This is a genomic window from Acinetobacter sp. YZS-X1-1 (assembly GCF_000804305.1).
Lineage (GTDB): Bacteria > Pseudomonadota > Gammaproteobacteria > Pseudomonadales > Moraxellaceae > Acinetobacter > Acinetobacter variabilis.
Window position 1 is genome coordinate 1 of the sequence record NZ_JWHB01000019.1, and the last position, 18836, is coordinate 18836.

Annotated in this window: 14 protein-coding genes; 9 read left to right on the plus strand and 5 right to left on the minus strand. The window is 41.5% G+C overall.

Annotation, left to right across the window (positions count from 1 at the left end; all coding sequences use genetic code 11):
- From RJ01_RS10615 to RJ01_RS10625, 3 genes are all read right to left on the minus strand, one after another.
- Positions 1-257, minus strand: a 257-nt coding sequence (locus RJ01_RS10615) for a KGG domain-containing protein (RefSeq protein WP_034171090.1), incomplete at its 3' end; no start/stop codon positions are given.
- A gap of 539 nt (positions 258-796) precedes the next feature.
- Positions 797-1432 carry a 2-polyprenyl-3-methyl-6-methoxy-1,4-benzoquinone monooxygenase gene (coq7, locus tag RJ01_RS10620; RefSeq protein ID WP_005235962.1) on the minus strand — a complete coding sequence of 212 codons (636 nt, stop codon included), beginning with the start codon at positions 1430-1432 and terminating at the stop codon, positions 797-799.
- A 3-nt stretch (positions 1433-1435) separates the two neighbouring features.
- Positions 1436-2755 (minus strand): MFS transporter, encoded by a 1320-nt coding sequence (locus RJ01_RS10625; RefSeq protein ID WP_034171047.1) that lies wholly within the window; start codon positions 2753-2755, stop codon positions 1436-1438.
- A gap of 174 nt (positions 2756-2929) precedes the next feature.
- Here RJ01_RS10625 and RJ01_RS10630 point away from each other — a divergent pair, with 174 nt between their 5' ends.
- Entirely contained in the window at positions 2930-5686 is a 2757-nt protein-coding gene (locus RJ01_RS10630) for an autotransporter assembly complex family protein (protein ID WP_034171048.1), read from the plus strand.
- A gap of 38 nt (positions 5687-5724) precedes the next feature.
- Complete coding sequence (locus RJ01_RS10635) at positions 5725-10248, plus strand: translocation/assembly module TamB domain-containing protein (protein WP_034171049.1); 4524 nt, start codon at positions 5725-5727, stop codon at positions 10246-10248.
- Between the two features lie 108 nt (positions 10249-10356).
- Here the strand turns inward: RJ01_RS10635 and xseB are convergent, their stop codons facing one another.
- Positions 10357-10551 carry an exodeoxyribonuclease VII small subunit gene (gene xseB / locus RJ01_RS10640; RefSeq protein ID WP_005235956.1) on the minus strand — a complete coding sequence of 65 codons (195 nt, stop codon included), beginning with the start codon at positions 10549-10551 and terminating at the stop codon, positions 10357-10359.
- The gene (xseA, locus tag RJ01_RS10645) at positions 10541-11812 is read right to left on the minus strand and encodes an exodeoxyribonuclease VII large subunit (protein ID WP_034171050.1); all 1272 of its coding nucleotides are present in this window, start codon (positions 11810-11812) and stop codon (positions 10541-10543) included. Before xseA ends, xseB begins: the two co-directional genes overlap by 11 nt.
- Positions 11813-12266: 454 nt before the next feature.
- Between xseA and RJ01_RS10650 the strand changes: the two genes are divergently transcribed.
- The 7 genes from RJ01_RS10650 to RJ01_RS10680 all read left to right on the plus strand — a co-directional run bounded on the left by RJ01_RS10650 (position 12267) and on the right by RJ01_RS10680 (position 18712).
- Complete coding sequence (locus RJ01_RS10650; protein WP_034171051.1) at positions 12267-12713, plus strand: I78 family peptidase inhibitor; 447 nt, start codon at positions 12267-12269, stop codon at positions 12711-12713.
- A 112-nt stretch (positions 12714-12825) separates the two neighbouring features.
- Positions 12826-13185, plus strand: coding sequence for a hypothetical protein (locus RJ01_RS10655; RefSeq protein WP_004783806.1), 360 nt, complete (start codon positions 12826-12828; stop codon positions 13183-13185).
- Between the two features lie 213 nt (positions 13186-13398).
- The gene (locus RJ01_RS10660) at positions 13399-13668 is read left to right on the plus strand and encodes a hypothetical protein (protein WP_005235947.1); all 270 of its coding nucleotides are present in this window, start codon (positions 13399-13401) and stop codon (positions 13666-13668) included.
- A gap of 297 nt (positions 13669-13965) precedes the next feature.
- Positions 13966-16605, plus strand: a complete 2640-nt coding sequence (locus RJ01_RS10665) for a bifunctional aconitate hydratase 2/2-methylisocitrate dehydratase (RefSeq protein ID WP_034171052.1) — start codon at positions 13966-13968, stop codon at positions 16603-16605.
- 63 nt (positions 16606-16668) lie between these two features.
- Positions 16669-17661 (plus strand): restriction endonuclease, encoded by a 993-nt coding sequence (locus RJ01_RS10670; protein WP_034171053.1) that lies wholly within the window; start codon positions 16669-16671, stop codon positions 17659-17661.
- Positions 17662-17689: 28 nt separating this feature from the next.
- Positions 17690-18484: a hypothetical protein gene (locus tag RJ01_RS10675; RefSeq protein ID WP_034171054.1), complete on the plus strand. Its 795-nt coding sequence runs from the start codon at positions 17690-17692 to the stop codon at positions 18482-18484.
- A gap of 6 nt (positions 18485-18490) precedes the next feature.
- Complete coding sequence (locus tag RJ01_RS10680) at positions 18491-18712, plus strand: hypothetical protein (RefSeq protein ID WP_034171055.1); 222 nt, start codon at positions 18491-18493, stop codon at positions 18710-18712.
- The last annotated feature ends 124 nt before the right edge of the window (positions 18713-18836 follow it).

Sequence of the window (18836 nt, forward strand, 5' to 3'; positions counted from 1 at the left end):
TCATCACGGCTGCGGCCACGACCTCGACCACCACGACGATCGTCGTCATCATCATAGTCGTCATCACGGCTGCGACCACGGTCATTTATGTGGCTGCGTGAACCAGCTTCGCGAGCTTCTTCTGAAGTAAATTCATGGGCATTACCACTTGCATGAGCAGCTCTCCCGCCTTGGCTTGCAATCTCGCGTTGTTTCTCCGCTTCCATGCCTGCGAATCCACGATTTGAATTATCGGTATCTTTATCTTGATTAGCCATTTTAACCGTCCTTTAAAATTCCGGGGAAGTTGACTGAGTTAACGAATGCATAGATATAAAGCAAATAGTGAATTTACATTGTTGATGGATTATTATGAGTGTAAATATCAAATTTAATCTAACTAATTGCTTATGAAGTAAATGTAATCTTTTAATTATGTAAATCTGTTTTCTATATAAACATAAAGAAACAGAAAGTTATATGAACGATAAATTTTAAAATGAGAGCTGATAAACTAGAGATTTAATTAATCAAAAGTTGACTTAAAATTTCTTATTAAAAAATAGTAATAATTTTTTAAATAGACCTCTTGCGAAAGTATCGTTTTACCTAATTTTTGAATTGGCTAGAACCTTATAAAATGTAGCTTTGGGCTGTTTAAATTTTGACTAACGCAAGAAGTCTAATATAAATTAAATAAAAATAGCAGATAAAATAATGATAAATAAAAAATTTAAAAAAAGAGTTCTTAAAATATTTTTTCCTTAATTATTTTGATCACAATAAAGCCCTCAAAAATGAGGGCTTTATTTGATACTTAAATATAATAACTGGTTTTGGTCATTAACTTGGAAATGCCGGTCATGGCAATCTTGACGGGAAGCGGTAAATCTACGCCGCCCGCAGCCAAAGCTGTATCACGGTGATGCAGTTCATCTTCATTCATCTGTTCTAGAATGCGACGTGAGCGTTCATCCTGTGCTGGCAGCTGATTAATATGATGCTGTAAATGCATACTCACTTGGCGTTCGGTTTCTGCAACAAATCCAAGACTGTATCTGTCACCCGCAATGCCGGCAATTGCACCCATCCCAAAGGAAAGGCCGTACCAGACCGGATTGAGTAAACTGGTATGGCTATCCAGTTCTTGTAAGCGGTCTTCACACCAGGCCAGATGATCTTGCTCCTCAATTGCCGCCTGTTCCATTTCCCGACGTACATTTGGTAATTTCGCGGTTAATGCCTGTCCATGATAAAGCGCCTGTGCACAAACCTCACCACTATGATTCACACGCATTAAACCAGCCACATGACGGGCATCACTCACGGTAAGCTGGGTTTCAACCGGTTTGGCTGGATTTTCCCGTTGTGAGGAAGTCGTTCCTGGAACAAGACTGCGTAATGCCTGGTCAAAAGAATGAATAAGCTTATCGACACCTGTATATTGACGCATGAATTAATCCTCCAAAGGGGCTTTTGCGGTTTTGATCATCGGTTTCAATCTATAGAGCAGCCATAAAGTAAACAGGCCACTCAACACTGCAGTAATACAGAAAAGTATTTTAAGATCAAACTCTAGAACGCTTAAAATAATAATCGAGAATATAGCAGAAGATACCATGAAAACGGCATTCAGGATGTTATTTGCTGCAACCACACGTGCACGATGTGAGCGGGGAGAATGCGCTTGCATCATGGCATACAGCGGCACGATATAAAAACCGCCACTGATGCCCAGTAAAGTTACCGCCAGCATCACATGATAATAGCTCCAGCCTTGCTGGAATACATCTGCCAAGCCGAGTAACGTACCGGTACGTTCCGGAACAAAGGCAAGACTTGCGGCTAGATATAATGCAAAAACCACGAGACCAATAGCGCCAATCGGTACCATTTTAATATTGACCTCAGTACCGCCTAATCTGCGGCATAAATAAGAACCTAAACCGATTCCGACAGAGAAAAAGGTCAGTAGCAGACTGGCAACATTTTCAGAAGCATGCAGGTTTTGTAAGGTAAGCTGTGGAATCTGGGTCAAATAAGTTGCACCATAAAACCAGTACCAGGAGTTACCCAGTAAAATTAAAAAAACCAGCGGTAAACTTTTGGCATATTTAATGGTCTGAAAGCTGGTCCGGAAAAAATTCCAGTCAATATTGATTTCGGGTGCTGGAATGCTCTGCTTTAAAATATAACGACTGGAGAAATAGCCAACCACGGCAATACTTAACACCGTTAGGCTGATCCAGATCAGATTGCCTGTAGAAGCCGCAATGACTGCACCGCCTAAGATCATACCAAACAGAATAGCCAGTGATGTACCTGACTGGAATAGTGCGTTACCTGACATCAATTCATCCGGTTTTAATACTTCAGGCAAAATGGCATATTTAATCGGGCCGAAAAAAGTGGATTGAGTGCCCATTAAAAACAGGGCAAACAGAAGAATCCATAAATGACCGAGCAGGAAGCCAATGGTGCCCAGAATCATGATCACAATTTCAAAAATCTTTAAATAACGAATCAGCTGGGAACGTTCATATTTATCTGCAATCTGGCCTGCCGTCGCAGAGAAAATAAAATAAGGCAAAATGAACAATAGTGCAGCAAGGTTATTTAAGGTGCTAATACTGGCTGATTGTTGCTGAATCCAGCCATAGGTAATCACCAATAATAATGCCTGTTTAAAAACATTATCATTCAGTGCACCAAAAAACTGGGTCAGGAACATGGGTAAAAAGCGGCGGCTCGCTAACAAATGTTCATTGTTGTTCATATAAGACGTGCTACATTAAGATTTATTAAGAAATGTGAGATATACGTAAACATTGAGAAAAATCATGTAAGATACTTTCGTCCATGTAAAGGCAAAACCCAATAATTTAAGTTCTTTAGCTTATCTTTTTCGGTCAAATAATCAATTAAAGAATGTATTCGTTTAGAGTTTGCTATGCCCGCAAAGAGAAAATTTAAACAAACGATGCTAAATCGTAGTATGGGGTCTCTCGTACCGTATCATGGCCGAGCCAGGCTATGTATGAGTATATTTTTCATGATGTTATCGCATCAGGGCATGGCACAAACCGAGCAGACGGAAACTCCGGTAGCACTATCTCAGGCAGAAATGATCGAAGAGTTATCCCAAGAAGCCGTTCGACAAGGGGTAGCTACAACCGAGGCTGAAGCAACAGAAAAAGTTGAAGAAGCTTTAGAACCTGAAACTTCGACTGTAGATAGTATGCAAATGCTGCAAGAACAGCAGGCTATGGGAACGTCTCTGGGTGAATTTCAGCCAATTGAGTTTGATGATTTAGAAAGCCTGCCGGTACAAACGATTGACCAGAGCATGGCAAACGAGATTTATCAGGTTGCGGAAGAAGCGAAACGCGAGGCGCAAGCCTATCGCCAGACCGTGCAAACTAAAACAGTAGTCAATGATATGAATCAGCAGGAACTGGTTGAAATCAATCAGGCACCTGTGAATGTTGATCAGCTTATGCAGTCCATTCAGGCCGATAGCCAGATTATTGTCCAAAGAAATGAGTCGGGTGCGACCTTATCCGAGTTGCCTGCACCAACGACGCCTGAAAATGATAAACGCCCTAATATTTTCAAGCGACTGTTTTATAAAATACGTCCACCTCGCCAGATTATGACCGCCAGTTTGCCTCGGATCAGTGCAGATGTGGTCATTGTGAATGGAAATGGCACTGCACAAAGCAATGGCGGATTGAATCGTAAAGCCCAGTCAGAAGGTTATACGAATCTTAGAAATAATGTAAAAGCTAAACTTTCTAGCTTTACCCAGGAATCCTTTGAAGATTTTTCATCTGCATTACCGCAACTTCGTAATCTGTCCAATCAGGCTGCCCAAGCTGTAGGTTATTACAATGCCCAGTTCAGATTTGAAAAATTATCAGATAGCCGGGTCAGAGTTTATGTAACCCCGAATGAGCCGGTCATTATCAATACCCATAATATTGAGTTTAGTGGGCCAGGTGGTGAACAGCCACAGTTCCAGGTTATTAGTCTTCTACCTGAACAGGAAGAAGGTGATATCTTTAACCATGGGGATTATGAAAAAACCAAGGACCGGATTAATACCGCAGCCAGCGACAATGGTTATTTTGATGCTTACTGGCGCTTGCATGATGTGCGCATTGCCCAACCCGAAAATACAGCCGATGTGAATCTGCGCTTTGAAACAGGTGAGCGTTATAAACTGGGTAATGTAGAGTTCAGGATGAGTGATCCTGAAAAAGAATTTCCACTGAATCGTGATGTACTGGAAAGTCTGGTCACCTGGGAAGATGGTGCTGACTACACCTTCTGGCGTGTGAATAGCTTGGCCAACAACCTGACGAACTCACGTTATTTTAACTATACGCTGGTGGATACAATTCGTCCTGATCCTATTGATCGAGAGCTGGAACTGGCACCGGATATTCAGAGTCTGATAGAAGAACAGAAGTTTTCAGAAGATGAAATAGGTGTGGCCAAGAAAGCTGCACCAGTATCCGATCAGGAAGTTACACAGGATGTGGTGGATGAAGATCAGTTCGCCGGTAGTCGTGATGCAGAAAATCCAAACTTAAGAACTTTGCGGGTTCAGCAGCAGACCAAAGAAGACGAAGAAGAACGTTTAAAGGCTCAGGCTCGTGAAGAGAAAAAAATTCCGGTCATTGTGACACTGAATGCAGACCGTCTTAACAGTGCCGAAGTCGGTCTGGGTTATGGTACGGATACCGGAACACGCTTACGTGGACAATATCGCCGCGCGATCGTAAACAAGCGTGGTCACTCATTTGATGCCAACCTTGAATTGTCACAAATCCGTCAGTCAATTGATGGCCGTTATAATATTCCATACAACCATCCACTTAATGACTATATCAGTATCGTGGGTGGTTATGAGCGTGAAGAACGTGATGGTGTGGCCCAAGGTGATGGCCTGTTAATTGAATCCGCGGTACTTGGTGCTGACCGGATTATTAAAAATCCGCGTGCTAATTGGCAACAAACTTACGGTCTACGTTACCGTCTGGATCGTCTGACGCAGGATGGTTCGGTTGATTTTAGCCAGATTCCGGAAGCATTCAGATTCAATACTGAAGATGAACAGCAGTCTTTACTGGTGGGTTATGAAGTTTCCCGTACTGATAGTGATCGCCGCGTGAACCCGACCAAGGGCTTTAAGCAAACCTATAAAGTCGAATTGGGCAGTGAAGCTCTATTGTCTGATGCCGATATGGCGATTGTGAATGCAGGCTGGCGTTTTATCTATTCACTGGGTGAAAATGCCGATCACCAGTTTGTTGGACGTGCGGATCTGGGTTATATCTTTACTGAAGATTTTGCCAAAGTACCTTATAACCTGCGCTATTTTAGTGGCGGTGATCAAAGTATCCGTGGTTTTGACTATAAGAGTCTTTCTCCGGAAATTGAAGGCTTTAAAGTGGGCGGACAGGCTTTGGGTGTGGCTTCACTGGAGTATAATTATCAGTTCAGGGAAGGCTGGCGCGCTGCAGTATTTGCGGATGCCGGAAATGCCTATAATGAGGATTTTAGTAATCCGACAGAATATGGTGCGGGGCTGGGGATTCGTTGGGCTTCACCGATTGGCCCAATTCGTTTAGATGTGGCGACCGGACTGTCAGATGACAATTATCCGATTCGTTTGCATTTCTTTATTGGCTCGCAGTTATAAAACATTTATTAATTAAAAAATAGTTATTTGGGTAGATCATGGTCGAAAACCAACCACAGCCAGAACAAGAGCAACAACCTGAAGTTGTGCCGAAAAAGCGCCGTATATTTAGAAGTATTCTATTGTCGGTCCTTTTTTCTCTTATTTTTCTGCTGTCTGTACTGGCGATCCTGTTTTCTACCGATAAAGGCAGTAAATTCCTGCTCGATCAGGTGATGCAGCGCCAGGAAATCATTCATTATGAATATGAAGGTGGGAACCTGTGGCGCGGGATTATCCTGAAAAATGTTCTGGTTACCCTGAAACCGGTCGATGTCAAAATTGACCGTGCTGATGTCAAGCTGGGTTGGCGGGCGATTATCAAAAAAGAAATTCATCTGACTGAAGCAGATGTACTGAATTTACAGATTATTAATAAAAATCCGCCAAGTGATGAGCCATTCAAGTTCAATGCTATTCGTTTACCGTTTGTATTGCGGGTTGATCATTTACTTCTCGATCACTTGGTGATTAAGACTCAGACCAATGCAGTTGATTTTTATAATATTGAACTGAATGAAGCATTATGGTCAGGTACCGAGCTGAATTTCGAAGATTCCCGCATGGACATGGGCTATCTGTCGGTACGTGAAGCTACCGGGAAAATGCAGTTTGAAGGTAAATATCCACTAGATGCACGCGGTATTCTAAATTTGCCTTCACTCAGAGAAAGCTTGAATATTCATGATATTCAAGTACGTGCTAGAGGCACACTGGATACCATTCAGGCCGGGGTCGCGACCAACACGCCAGATTTGCTGACAGGCTGGGCAGTTCTGCACCCGATGCGTCCTAATGTACCCATGCGTGGTGAACTCCAGTTCAAGCAATATCACTGGCCAATCCTGACAGAGCAAAAACTGTTTACGAAAGATGGTGTGGCTGAGTTTAATGGGAATACCAAGCGCCTGGATCTGAATGTTCGCACTGATATTGAAGGTGAAAATATCCCGGATGGGCAATATACCGCAGTGATGTACACCGATCTGGTCAATCAGCTCAATATTACTGATCTAAATGGTCAGCTGATGAAAGGTTCGGTAAGCCTGGTAGGTACTGTAGGCTGGGCTAATCAGGTGGATTGGGATCTGACAGGTCGCATGAATGGGATTGATCCAAAACATCAGCGAATTCCACAGGTGGTGCAAGACTTTCTGCCACCAAATCTGGACGGTAATATTGCCTCTACCGGTAATCTGGAAAATGGCCTGCATTTAACAGGACTGGTGGATTTTGACCGCTATGAAACCTGGAATATCAAGCTGGATCAGAAGCCGGTTAAAGACAATAAAGCTCAACCGATGTTACTGGATGTAGCCTGGAAAAATATTGACCGTGCTGTGCCTTATATCGGCTGGTTAAAAAGTGAATCAGGAGATGTCGATCTGGTACTGGTCGAAGGCCAGCAAAATATCCATGTCGCTACCCAGGTTGCTCAGCATGAAGAAGGACTGTTACCTACAGGAATGTATCAGGCACAACTAAACCTGAAAAATAACATCCTGAATGTTCCAAGTTTTAAATATAGTGGAAATGGACAGGCCGGCAGTCTAACAGCTAATGCACGGGTTGAACTGCCAGAAGAAAAACGTCAGCTCAAATGGTCCGCAGTATTAAATGCCCAGAACCTGAATACTCAAACTCTGGCTGCAGCTTCACCAATTGACCGCTTGAATGGTCGAGTAAAAGCCCGTGGTTATGCACGCCCGAATCAGCAGATTATTAACCTCAGCGGTGTAGATCTGACCGGACGACTGGCTGCGCAAAATGAAACCGTTCATCTGACAGGTAACAGTAATATTGCCTTGTTATTCCATGATGAAAAAGCAGGTGGCGGATTCAAAAGTTATGCGGTCAATTATGATGGTGCATTAAGTGCCAGCCAGATCAAGGCCGGTCAGGGATTGTTGAAACTGCGCTTGTCAGGTACGCCTGATATGCTGAATATCAAGGAACTGCGTCATGATGGTGTCGCAGGAAAAATTAATGCCAATGGTCAGGTGAATCTGACAAATGGTATTGGCTGGAATGTAAATGCCTCTCTGGTGCGTTTCAAACCTCAGTATTTCAATGCCAAGCTTAAAGGTGAATTGTCTGGCAATCTGCAAACCCAAGGTGTCTGGTCGGATGCAGTGAAGCGTGTCCAGATTCAACGCTTAAATCTGGCCGGTATGTTGAATAATAAACCGGTACGCGGTAAGGGTAATCTGGCTGTATTGATTGATTCCAAGCAGCGTGGTTTTGTACCGCAGCAGTTTGAAGCCAATAACCTGTTCCTGTCTTATGCCAGCAACCAGATACAGGCCACAGGTAATGCGCAGAATTTGCAACTGAAAGTCAATGCGCCGGCATTATATGAGCTTTATCCGGGGTTAAGAGGCCGGGTGCAAGGCTACATTAATATGCAAGCACAACCGCGTTTACAAGCAACTGCGAATCTGGCAGTGGATAATTTTGCCTTCAAGAACCTGTTTAGCGTAGACAAGATTCGGGTACGTGGCCAGTTACCGACTTCACAAACCACACCGACTTTATTGACTGCGACCATGGATCAGTTGCGTAGTGGCAATAGACAGATTGTACGCGGTGAAGTGTCACTTGCTGGAACGCGCGCCGCGCATGTGCTGCAAGTTCAGGCTGAAAATAAGCTGTCTAAATTCTTTGTTCAGCTCGCAGGTGGTTTTAATGCACAAAATAACTGGTTAGGCCAGATCCAGCGCGGTGATTTCGACTCACTGCGTACTCATCTGGTGCAGCGTCAAAATGCAGCTGTAATTTATAACACTGCACAGTCGGATCTGTTTGTTGGCGCTCATTGCTGGATGAGTCAGCAAAGTCAACTTTGCTTTGACCAGCCAATTCGAGTCAATAAAACTCGAGGTAGTGCTTCATTTATTACCCGTAACCTGGATCTGGCTGACTTTAGTGCCTTCCTGCCAGAAGGCATAGCATTAACCGGTAAAGTGAATGGTTATGCCAAGGCAGCTTGGGCACAAGGTGCTAAACCGAAAATTGATGCTCGTCTGGTAACCCGCAATGGGGTGATCGGCTTATCTTCTGATGATCCGGAATATTTAGGCTCGACTTTAAAATATGATGAAGTGGGGCTGGTCGCAAAAAGCGTGGCCGCTGGATTACAGATTCGTCTGGATGTGAAAACGCCGGATATTGGTACAGGCTATGCCAATGTGATTATTGATCCATATCGTGACAATAAACCAATGCGTGGCGAGATTGCCTTTAACCAGGTTCAGCTGAAGGTCTTTAAGCCATTCATTCAGGATGTGCGTAATCTCGATGGTACCCTGTCGTATGCAGGTAAAATTAGCGGAACGTTAACCGATCCATTACTTGAAGGTGAAATTCGGGTTAAGGACGGGGCGATCAGCATGATTTCATTACCAGTCAATCTAACCAATGTGCAGCTCTATTCATCAGTCCGTCAAAATACCGCGACTATTAATGGTGCATTTAATAGTGGTCGTGGTGCTGGTAAATTAACTGGTTCTGTAGACTGGAAAGGTGATCCTCGCGTACAGCTCAAACTTCAGGGTGAAAATCTGCTGATTCGCCAGGCACCGCTGATTACTGCGGTGGTTACGCCTGATCTGACCCTGGATATGTATCCGTTCAATAAAAAATTGAGCTTGAGTGGTAAGGTCGATGTTCCTCGTGCATTGATTTCTATGCCTGAAGCGTCTGAACCTGTTGTGGGCTTGTCTTCTGACGTACGCGTAGTACGTGAGGGAGATGACCAGCTCGCCATTCTGAAAGCGGCACGTCCATGGGATATTCGCGCAGATGTTGCAGTGTCGTTAGGAAATCAGGTGATCTTCCAGGGCTTTGACAGCCGTATTCCACTCTTAGGTCGTGTCAATCTGACACAACGTGGTCTGGAATCTGCGATGCGTGCCAATGGTGCGATCGGGGTATCACAACGGGTGAAAATTGAAGCTTATGGACAAAGTCTGGATCTGAACCGTGCAATTGCACGTTTCAATGGCCCGTTGTCGAATCCAACCCTGGATATTGATGCCAATAAATCCATTCAAGGTAGCACGGTGGGTGTACGTGTCACTGGTACAGCCTCAAGTCCTGCCATTCAAATTTATAATGATGCTGGCCTGTCTGAACAGGAAGCGTTGAATGCCCTGATTACTGGTCGTATTAATGAAGGGGCTTCAGGCTTGAGTCAGGCAGAAGGTTTCAGATCTGATGTAAATAACACCATTGCAGCCGCAGGGATCAGTCTGGGCTTAGGCGGTACGCGTGCCTTGACCAACCAGATTGGCCGCAGCTTTGGCTTGAGCGGTCTGGCACTGGATGCACAGGGAACCGGGGATGATACTCAGGTGTCTGTAACCGGTTATATTACGCCAGACTTATATATCCGTTATGGGGTTGGCGTATTTACCCCAGTAAACAAGTTGACTTTACGTTATCAAATGAATCAGCGTTTATATCTGGAAGCCAGTCAGTCTTTAGAACGTGCAATTGACTTATTCTATAATTGGCGGTTCTAAGCTAATAAAAAAGCCCTCTAAATGAGGGCTTTTTTATAGGCAAGAGATTTTAAAATAGCCTAAGCATTTAAATCATCAAGCTATACTGATTTAAGGTATTCAATAAAATTAATCCTTAAAGGTCTCGTTCAGTGCATTCTGAACGGCTTCCACTCGGGATTTACAAGCTTTATACGCCTGCATAGACTCTTCAACGATTTTCATCAAATTATCAATATCTGGTTCTTGCTGAGATTCAAGTAATTCAGCATTCTTTTTCAAGATGTCATAGCCTTCCTGAAAGCTCAAAGTATCATGACTCATGGGGAGTTACCTGCGTAAGTTGTGCTGAAAATAGGCCATCGTGTAATTCAACCTGAACGGGTTGTTGCACATCAATTTGATGAATTGAACGAACCACGTGTTCTTGCTGGCGCACAATGGCATAGCCTTTGGACAAAACATGTTTGGGATTTTGCAGTAGTGTTTCCCGCATCAGGGCATCTAGCTGCTGATTAATTAGTTGGGTCTGTTGCTGGGCAAGGTTAGAAGTATTGGACTTGAGCTGCTCTAAACTTTGCAAGGCATTCACAATCTGGTGATTGGCCAGATTTTGGATTAGTTTTAAATATTGCTCATTCTGGTTTTGATAAGCCTGAATTTGCTGTTGAGAAAGTCGCTGGATGCTTTGCAGGTTATTTATAACTTCTTGCGTCAGCTCGACGACATGATTGCGAATTCCAGCAATCACCTTGCTCGGTGTGTCGAAAGAACGATGAGCGATTTCATCCAAAATCGTCCGATCTTTTTCATGACCAATACCAACCCAGACGGGAACTGAACGTTTGCAGAGCAGGGCAGCCAGCGCATAGTCATTCAAATACGCCAGATCATTGATTGCGCCACCGCCACGAATGATCACGATCAGATCAGGCGCGTGATGATACGTTTGTGCCCACTGCTTTAAAGCTTGTGCCAAGCTTTGCATGATGCTTTGCGGTGCCATATTTCCCTGAAAGGTCGCACTGTGATAGATAAATTCGCATACCTGAGCTTTTTGTAAAGCATCAGCATCTTTCTTGAAATCGCCCAGACCGGCAGCCTTTTCTGGAGCAATCACCAGAATCCGGTTTAGGTCAAAAGGTGTAGGGAGATTTTTATTGCGATTAATCAGACCTTCGGTTGTCAGTTTTTCTATAATCTGCTGATAACGTCGGGCTATATCTCCCAAGGTATATCCAGAATCAATCTCTACAATATTTAGGGAAAACCCATATTGCGGATCAAAGCTGGCTTTGACTTTGATTAAAACTTTAAGATCCCGGCTTAGTTCAATACCACTTTCACGTTCAAATTGCGTCACAATTTTCTGCGCAGCAAACTTCCAGATTGTGGCCCGGCAACTGGCAATGACCTGATCATTGTCAGGATCTTTTTCTGCCAGTTCTAGATAATAATGGCCAGCTTTAATATTTAAATTACGAATCTCGGCCTTGACCCACACCGGTGTATCGAAAGTGATTTTTACCACTTCCTGAACCGTAGAAAGGTATTCTTTTAAAGAAAGCTGGAGATCGTCTTGCATGCTGAGATAAAGTTTAAAATTCAATCAAATACTAAAGCAATATGGTCGCTAGTACAAACATCAAGCTTCGTGCATAAAAAAGGCAAGGACAAAGAAGCTGGGCAATAATTAATTTAATAATCTAAAAACAAAATATTAGAATAATACTTGGTTGATGAAGGGTAATAAACACTTTGTATAATACTGTAATGACATTGTCATCTTTAAGCCATTCCAATAGTCAACTAAAACTAAATTTTGGCTATTTGAAAAAAGAAACCACTTTTGAAGGTTGATTATTGGTTAAGGTAAATCATAGGAAATAGTGAGAACTTAAATAGGATTAAACCTAATGATATTAAGAAATGATCCTGCCGCTTTTTACAGAATTACAAACACTCAAGCCTTTTCAGATCTGACGCTATAAGTGGAATATGCTACATTAAAGGCGAATTCCTTTAGAAGAATACCGCTCATGAAAAAAATAATTTTATCTGGTTTGTCCGGATTATTTGCATCCATCCTCCTTGCTGGCTGTAGTACGACCCAGTCGACTGACTCAAACTCAGCGTCATTAGGAATAGCGAATCCAGCGAGTGCCTATTGTATTAATCAGGGTGGAAAGCTGGAAATCCGTAATGAAACTAATGGGCAAGTGGGCTATTGTCATTTAAAAAATGGGCAAGTGGTCGAAGAATGGGAATATTTCCGAGCAAACCAGCCTAAATGTATCGCTGATCAGGCAGCTGCGCTGGTTGGCCAATCCAATTTAACTGAAGCAAAAATCAAAGAGAAAACCAAAGCTCAAATGGTACGCATGGTTGCACCTGGCCAGCCTGTCACTATGGATTATCGTGAAGAGCGCGTGACGGTCACTGTAGATCCAGCCACTAAGAAAGTAGTTCAGGCCAGCTGTGGTTAAGATATGAAATGCTACTTTCGAGTAGGCAGTATCAATAAGAATAGGTAAAAATTTCATTTTAAATGACAAATCTGTGCTGATCTCTTATAGTGCCTCTCGGAAGGAGAAATTCATGAAAAAGTTATTTGCTTTATCGCTGATGGTTGCTCTGGTCGGCTGTGCAGAGAAAAAACCTTTAACCCCTGAAGAGCAGTGGCATGGCTATTGTCGTAGTGTGGGGAATGCTGCACGGACCATTATGCTGGATCGTCAGAATGCGATCGAGAAAGAAAAGGCTGTTGAGCATGCCAACAAGATCGATGATGACATCACTCGCGGTTTTATCCTGAATATTATCGATGAAGTCTATGCACTTCCGGAACAGGAAATTAAGACCGATGTAGATGCAGCCCGTGAGAAAGTCCGCGCTGAATTTACTGAAAAATGTATCGCCACACCGCATGATAAAATGCCAGATTACAAACCGTTCTAAGGAACGGTTTTTTTATATTTGAATGAAGCAAACTAAGGAATATTCATTCAAATTAAATAGTAGTTTATAGATATAAAAATATTCTTCTATAATAAAAATAGCCTAAGCAATATTAAATATAATTTGTGACAATTGCTAAATCTAAAATATAGAAATGCTTATCTTTATATTGAATAATGAATTTAACTCCAAAGCCTTTAGGAGAACAATAATATGGACGTCGTGAAATATTTATATCACTCAGATCTGCTGTTAGAAGATGAAAAAGGATTGGCGATTATCGGTAGCGGACGCTATGTTCTGAGTGTAGGAGACAAGGTCGTGATTAAGCAGATCTTGGTGCAGGACAAAAAACGCTGTTTGGTAGAGATTTCCTTTGCCAGCAACAATCACAGTCAGACCTATGAAGATCAATGTGAATTAAAATTTGAGGGTTGTCGGGACGCTTTTCAGCAATATTTGAACTCGACGACAGTCCACTAAGGTGGAGTATCTTTTTCTAAGTAAATTAGGCAACATCGATGTTGCCTTTTTTATGCGTCGAATTTGGTTAAAAGTTGCCATATCTGTACTTAAATTATGCAAGGCGATGATGATTTGATTATTGAATGATCTTTATAAGCATCATTTAGTTATAAAATAATGAGCATCACAAAGAAACACTGTACTTGCATTAACTTTTAACTGGAATTTTAGTAAAATTTTAGAGTCCATATTATTTGTGAAGCTTTTATAAAGCAGGAATTCACAGGTAATTTTTTAAAAAAGAGGAATAACACCGTGCTAGAAGCTTACCGCCAACACGTTGAAGAACGTGCCGCACTCGGAGTCCCACCGAAGCCACTTGATGATGCTCAAACTGCTGCATTAGTTGAATTATTAAAAAATCCCCCAGCTGGTGAAGAAGCATACTTAGTTGACTTGCTTGAAAACCGTGTTCCAGCGGGTGTTGACCAAGCTGCATACGTAAAAGCTGCGTTCTTAGCTGCATTGGCAAAAGGCGAAGCGACTTCTCCACTAGTTTCTAAAGAACGTGCGGTTTACTTACTGGGCACTATGCTTGGTGGTTATAACGTTGCTCCTTTAGTTGAACTTCTAGAAGACGCAGAGCTTGGTGGTCTTGCTGCTGAAGCTTTGAAAAAGACGCTTCTTGTATTTGATGCGTTCCATGACGTAGCTGATAAAGCACGTGCAGGTAATGCAAATGCAAAAGCTGTTCTTCAATCATGGGCTGATGCTGAATGGTTTACAAACCGTGCAGATGTTCCAGAAGAAATCAAACTGACAGTTTTCAAAGTAACTGGCGAAACGAATACTGATGACTTGTCTCCAGCACAAGACGCTTGGAGCCGTCCAGACATTCCATTGCATGCAAATGCAATGCTAAAAAACGAACGTGATGGCATCAACCCAGAAGTTCCTGGTGAAGTTGGTCCATTAAACCAAATTAAAGACCTCATCGCGAAAGGCAACAAAGTTGCTTACGTAGGTGACGTTGTTGGTACAGGTTCTTCTCGTAAATCTGCAACTAACTCTGTACTTTGGTTCTTCGGTGACGAAATTCCGCACATTCCTAACAAGAAAGAAGGCGGTTACTGCTTAGGTTCTAAAATTGCTCCGATTTTCTTCAACACGATGGAAGACGCTGGTGCGTTACCAGTTGAAATTGACGTAGCAAACATGAACATGGGTGATGAAATCACTCTTAAAATCGACAAAGCTGCTGCTAAAGTAACTGCGTTCAAAGACGGCGCTCAAATCGCTGAAGCTGACCTTAAAACTCCAGTACTTCTAGACGAAGTTCGTGCGGGTGGTCGTATTAACCTGATCATCGGTCGTGGTTTGACAACTAAAGCACGTGAAGAGCTTGGTCTTGAGCCTTCAACTCTGTTCCGTACTCCAGTACAACCTGCTGACACTGGCAAAGGCTTCACCCTTGCTCAGAAGATGGTTGGTCGCGCTTGTGGTCTTCCTGAAGGTCAAGGTATCCGTCCAGGTACTTACTGTGAACCACGCATGACTACAGTTGGTTCTCAAGATACAACTGGTCCTATGACTCGTGACGAATTGAAAGACTTGGCTTGCCTAGGCTTCTCTGCTGACCTTGTAATGCAATCTTTCTGTCACACAGCTGCGTATCCAAAACCAGTTGACGTTCAAATGCAACACACGCTTCCTGATTTCATCATGAACCGTGGTGGTGTTTCTCTACGTCCAGGTGACGGTATTATCCACTCTTGGTTAAACCGTATGCTTCTTCCAGATACTGTTGGTACTGGTGGTGACTCCCATACTCGTTTCCCAATCGGTATTTCATTCCCAGCGGGTTCTGGTCTTGTAGCATTCGCTGCAGCAACTGGTGTTATGCCACTTGATATGCCAGAGTCTGTTCTTGTGAAGTTCAAAGGTAAAATGCAGCCTGGTATCACTTTACGTGACCTAGTACATGCAATTCCTTACGTAGCAATCCAAGAAGGTGACCTGACTGTTGAGAAGAAAGGTAAGAAAAACATCTTCTCTGGCCGTATCCTTGAGATCGACCTGACAGAAATGGAAACTGACCTGACTGTTGAGCAAGCATTCGAACTTTCTGATGCTTCTGCTGAACGTTCTGCGGCTGGTTGTGCGATCACGCTTTCTGAAGAGAAAGTTGCTGAATACCTACGTTCTAATATCACTATGCTGAAGTGGATGATTTCACAAGGCTATGGCGATGCTCGTACTATGGCGCGCCGTGTTGAGAACATGGAAAAATGGTTGGCTAACCCATCACTTCTTAAAGCTGATGCTGACGCTGAATACACTAAAGTGTATGAAATCGACCTTTCTACAATCACAGAACCAGTTCTTTGCTGCCCGAACGACCCAGATGATGCAAAACTTCTTTCTGACGTTCAAGGCGTTAAAATTGATGAAGTATTCATCGGTTCTTGTATGACTAACATCGGTCACTTCCGTGCAGCTGGTAAACTTCTAGACAAAGTTCCTGGTGGTTCTTTATCTACTCGTCTATGGTTGGCTCCTCCAACTCGTATGGACGAACACCAATTGATGGAAGAAGGTTTCTACAATACTTATGGTAAAGCTGGCGCTCGTACTGAAATGCCAGGCTGTTCATTATGTATGGGTAACCAAGCACGTGTAGCACCGAACACAACTTGTGTATCGACTTCTACTCGTAACTTCCCGAACCGTCTAGGTCAAGGTGCGAACGTTTACCTGGCGTCTGCTGAACTTGCATCTGTTGCTGCTGTATTGGGTAAATTACCTTCTCCAGAAGAATACCAACAGTACGCTGCTCAAATCGACAGCATGTCTGCTGACATCTACCAATACTTGAACTTCGACAAGATGAGCGAGTATACAGATGCTGCTAAAGACATCGATACCAAAAAAATTGCTGCTGCTCAATTAGCTTAATTGATCAAAAAGTAGTTTAAAATAAGGGCCGAGAAATCGGCCCTTATTTTTTGTGTGATAAAAATGAAAAAATATTTGATGGTAAGAAGTCCAGAAATTTTAATAAAAGATAATAAAATCGGATATGGGTGGATGCATGTTAATTTCTCAGCACATGAAGAAATTAAAAGCTTAATTAAAGATATTATTGAAAAAAATGGTTCAATTGGTCGTATGACCAATCAAGTAAAAAAATATTTTAGTTTAAAAAATGGCGATATCGTTATTGTTCCTTTAGGCAAGAAAATTGCGATAGGACGAGTTTTAGGTCAAAAATATTATGATCCTTTATTTAAAGGAGGTCATGGTGCAAACCAAGTTACAGTAGATTTCTTTAAAAAAGAGAATAAAGTAATTTATATTCCAAGATCTAAGTTAAAAGAAAATTTAGAAAGTAGATTAAAACTTAGAACGACAATTGGTGACCTATCAAGATTTTCTCAAGAAATCGAACATATTATTCAAAACTTGAATGACTATGGCGGTTTTGATGTAAAAAATAGTTATCAAGAAAAAAGTGATTTATATGAAGCAGAATTTAAGAAAGAGTTATTGGATGCACTTTGGAAAGGAAATACGCGTTTAAAAGCTGGTGGAAGAGGCCTAGAAGAGCTTGTGAAAGAGCTATTGGAAATTGAAGGTTATTCAAATGTGTATATCTTAGATAAAAAGAACGGTGAAGGTATTGCTGATATTGATATTCAAGCAACTTCTGAAAAAAATCCTTTTTTAAAAGATATTCTTGTTCAGGTGAAACACCATAGAGGTGAGACAAGTAAGCATGCAATAAATCAGTTAATAGCTTATGAGAATGAGACCGCAACCAATGCCTATAAATGGGTAATTACAACAGGGCATATTTCTGATGAATCTAAATTGTATGCTGAAGAGAATCAAATCAATATTATGGAGGGTGAGCAATTTGTAGATTGGATATATACGAATTTAGATAAACTTAAAAATATTACAAAAGAAAATTTAGGTATTGTTGATGTGCCAAAGTTGAGTTGGGCATGACATAAAATTACTAGAAAAGAGATAGTTAATGAAAGATCTTCTAGATGCGATTAATACAAGAGTAAAAGAACCATATTGGGGATTTTTTCTTATATCCTTTTTGGCTTTTAATTGGAAAGCGTTATTTCTTCTTTGCTTCGCAATAGGGACAGCACAAGAAAAAATTAATTTATTTGATGTTGAAACAAGCTTTTGGAGTTTAGTAGTCTTCCCAATAGTAACGGCCTTGTCAATTCTCTTAATCACACCTTGGTTAAAAGTGTTATTTGGTATGGTATCAAGAATAGCTTATGAACAATTAAATTCACAAGAATTAGCTAGGGAGCATAAATATATTGCTGAGAAAAATAAATTGGAAAAAGAAAGAGCCGTTGAATTAGCAAATAAAGAAAATGAGCTGATTGATCAAGCTAAACGTGATATTGATATAGAAAAAATTGATGATGAAAATGCAAAAGAAAGTTTGAAAGCTGAAATTGATAAATTACGGCAGGAAAGAAATCAATTAGCTCATACTAACGATATAGTTAAAGATAAAAAATTAAATTCATATGAAAAAGAAATTCTTGATTATCTTGTTAATAATGAAGGTAAATATATCGGTAAAAATGAGGTGTCTTATAAACCTAGTATTACTATCGGTCCTAAAGAATTTTTAGAAGAACAAGCTTTGAGAGAGTATTTGAACTATTCAGAAGCACTTCAATCTCTTAAAGCTGAAGGTTTAATTAAGGATGTAGGTAATAAGGGGAAAATATTTGAATTACAGGATAAAGGAAGAAAGTTTATGATTAAATTTAAGACTAAAGAGTTTAATGGTTGAATATTAATGCTTAAACAATCCCGCTTCCTTTGTATCGGTGGCTTCCTCAATGGAACTCAAGTCAAAGACCAAGGAGATAGCTTTGTCTGTGTCGAAAATGGCCAGCAAATTGGCTATCGTAAACAGGTTATTTTCCATCAAGAAGCATGGGATCATGATTACTATGTGTGTGAAACCACCACTGACCAACAAACCAAAAACTGGGTCTATGATATTCCATTGTATTAATTGCACCTGTTCGAGCTATAAATTAAACAATTACTAGAAACAATAACTTGCATAACATTTCTAAAATTGATTTTTCATACTTTTTTCTTAAAACTGTATAAAAATAAAGCCAACAGGGAATGTT

Excerpts from the sequence above, each read along its gene's own strand:
- RJ01_RS10655 (WP_004783806.1), top strand. The coding sequence starts at position 12,826 with ATGAAAAAGTTATTTGCTTTATCGCTGATGGTTGCTCTGGTCGGCTGT.
- RJ01_RS10635 (WP_034171049.1), top strand. The coding sequence starts at position 5,725 with ATGGTCGAAAACCAACCACAGCCAGAACAAGAGCAACAACCTGAAGTT.
- RJ01_RS10670 (WP_034171053.1), top strand. The coding sequence starts at position 16,669 with ATGAAAAAATATTTGATGGTAAGAAGTCCAGAAATTTTAATAAAAGAT.
- xseA (WP_034171050.1), bottom strand. The coding sequence starts at position 11,812 with ATGCAAGACGATCTCCAGCTTTCTTTAAAAGAATACCTTTCTACGGTT.
- RJ01_RS10680 (WP_034171055.1), top strand. The coding sequence starts at position 18,491 with ATGCTTAAACAATCCCGCTTCCTTTGTATCGGTGGCTTCCTCAATGGA.
- RJ01_RS10625 (WP_034171047.1), bottom strand. The coding sequence starts at position 2,755 with ATGAACAACAATGAACATTTGTTAGCGAGCCGCCGCTTTTTACCCATG.
- RJ01_RS10630 (WP_034171048.1), top strand. The coding sequence starts at position 2,930 with ATGCCCGCAAAGAGAAAATTTAAACAAACGATGCTAAATCGTAGTATG.
- coq7 (WP_005235962.1), bottom strand. The coding sequence starts at position 1,432 with ATGCGTCAATATACAGGTGTCGATAAGCTTATTCATTCTTTTGACCAG.
- RJ01_RS10650 (WP_034171051.1), top strand. The coding sequence starts at position 12,267 with ATGAAAAAAATAATTTTATCTGGTTTGTCCGGATTATTTGCATCCATC.
- RJ01_RS10660 (WP_005235947.1), top strand. The coding sequence starts at position 13,399 with ATGGACGTCGTGAAATATTTATATCACTCAGATCTGCTGTTAGAAGAT.
- xseB (WP_005235956.1), bottom strand. The coding sequence starts at position 10,551 with ATGAGTCATGATACTTTGAGCTTTCAGGAAGGCTATGACATCTTGAAA.
- RJ01_RS10675 (WP_034171054.1), top strand. The coding sequence starts at position 17,690 with ATGAAAGATCTTCTAGATGCGATTAATACAAGAGTAAAAGAACCATAT.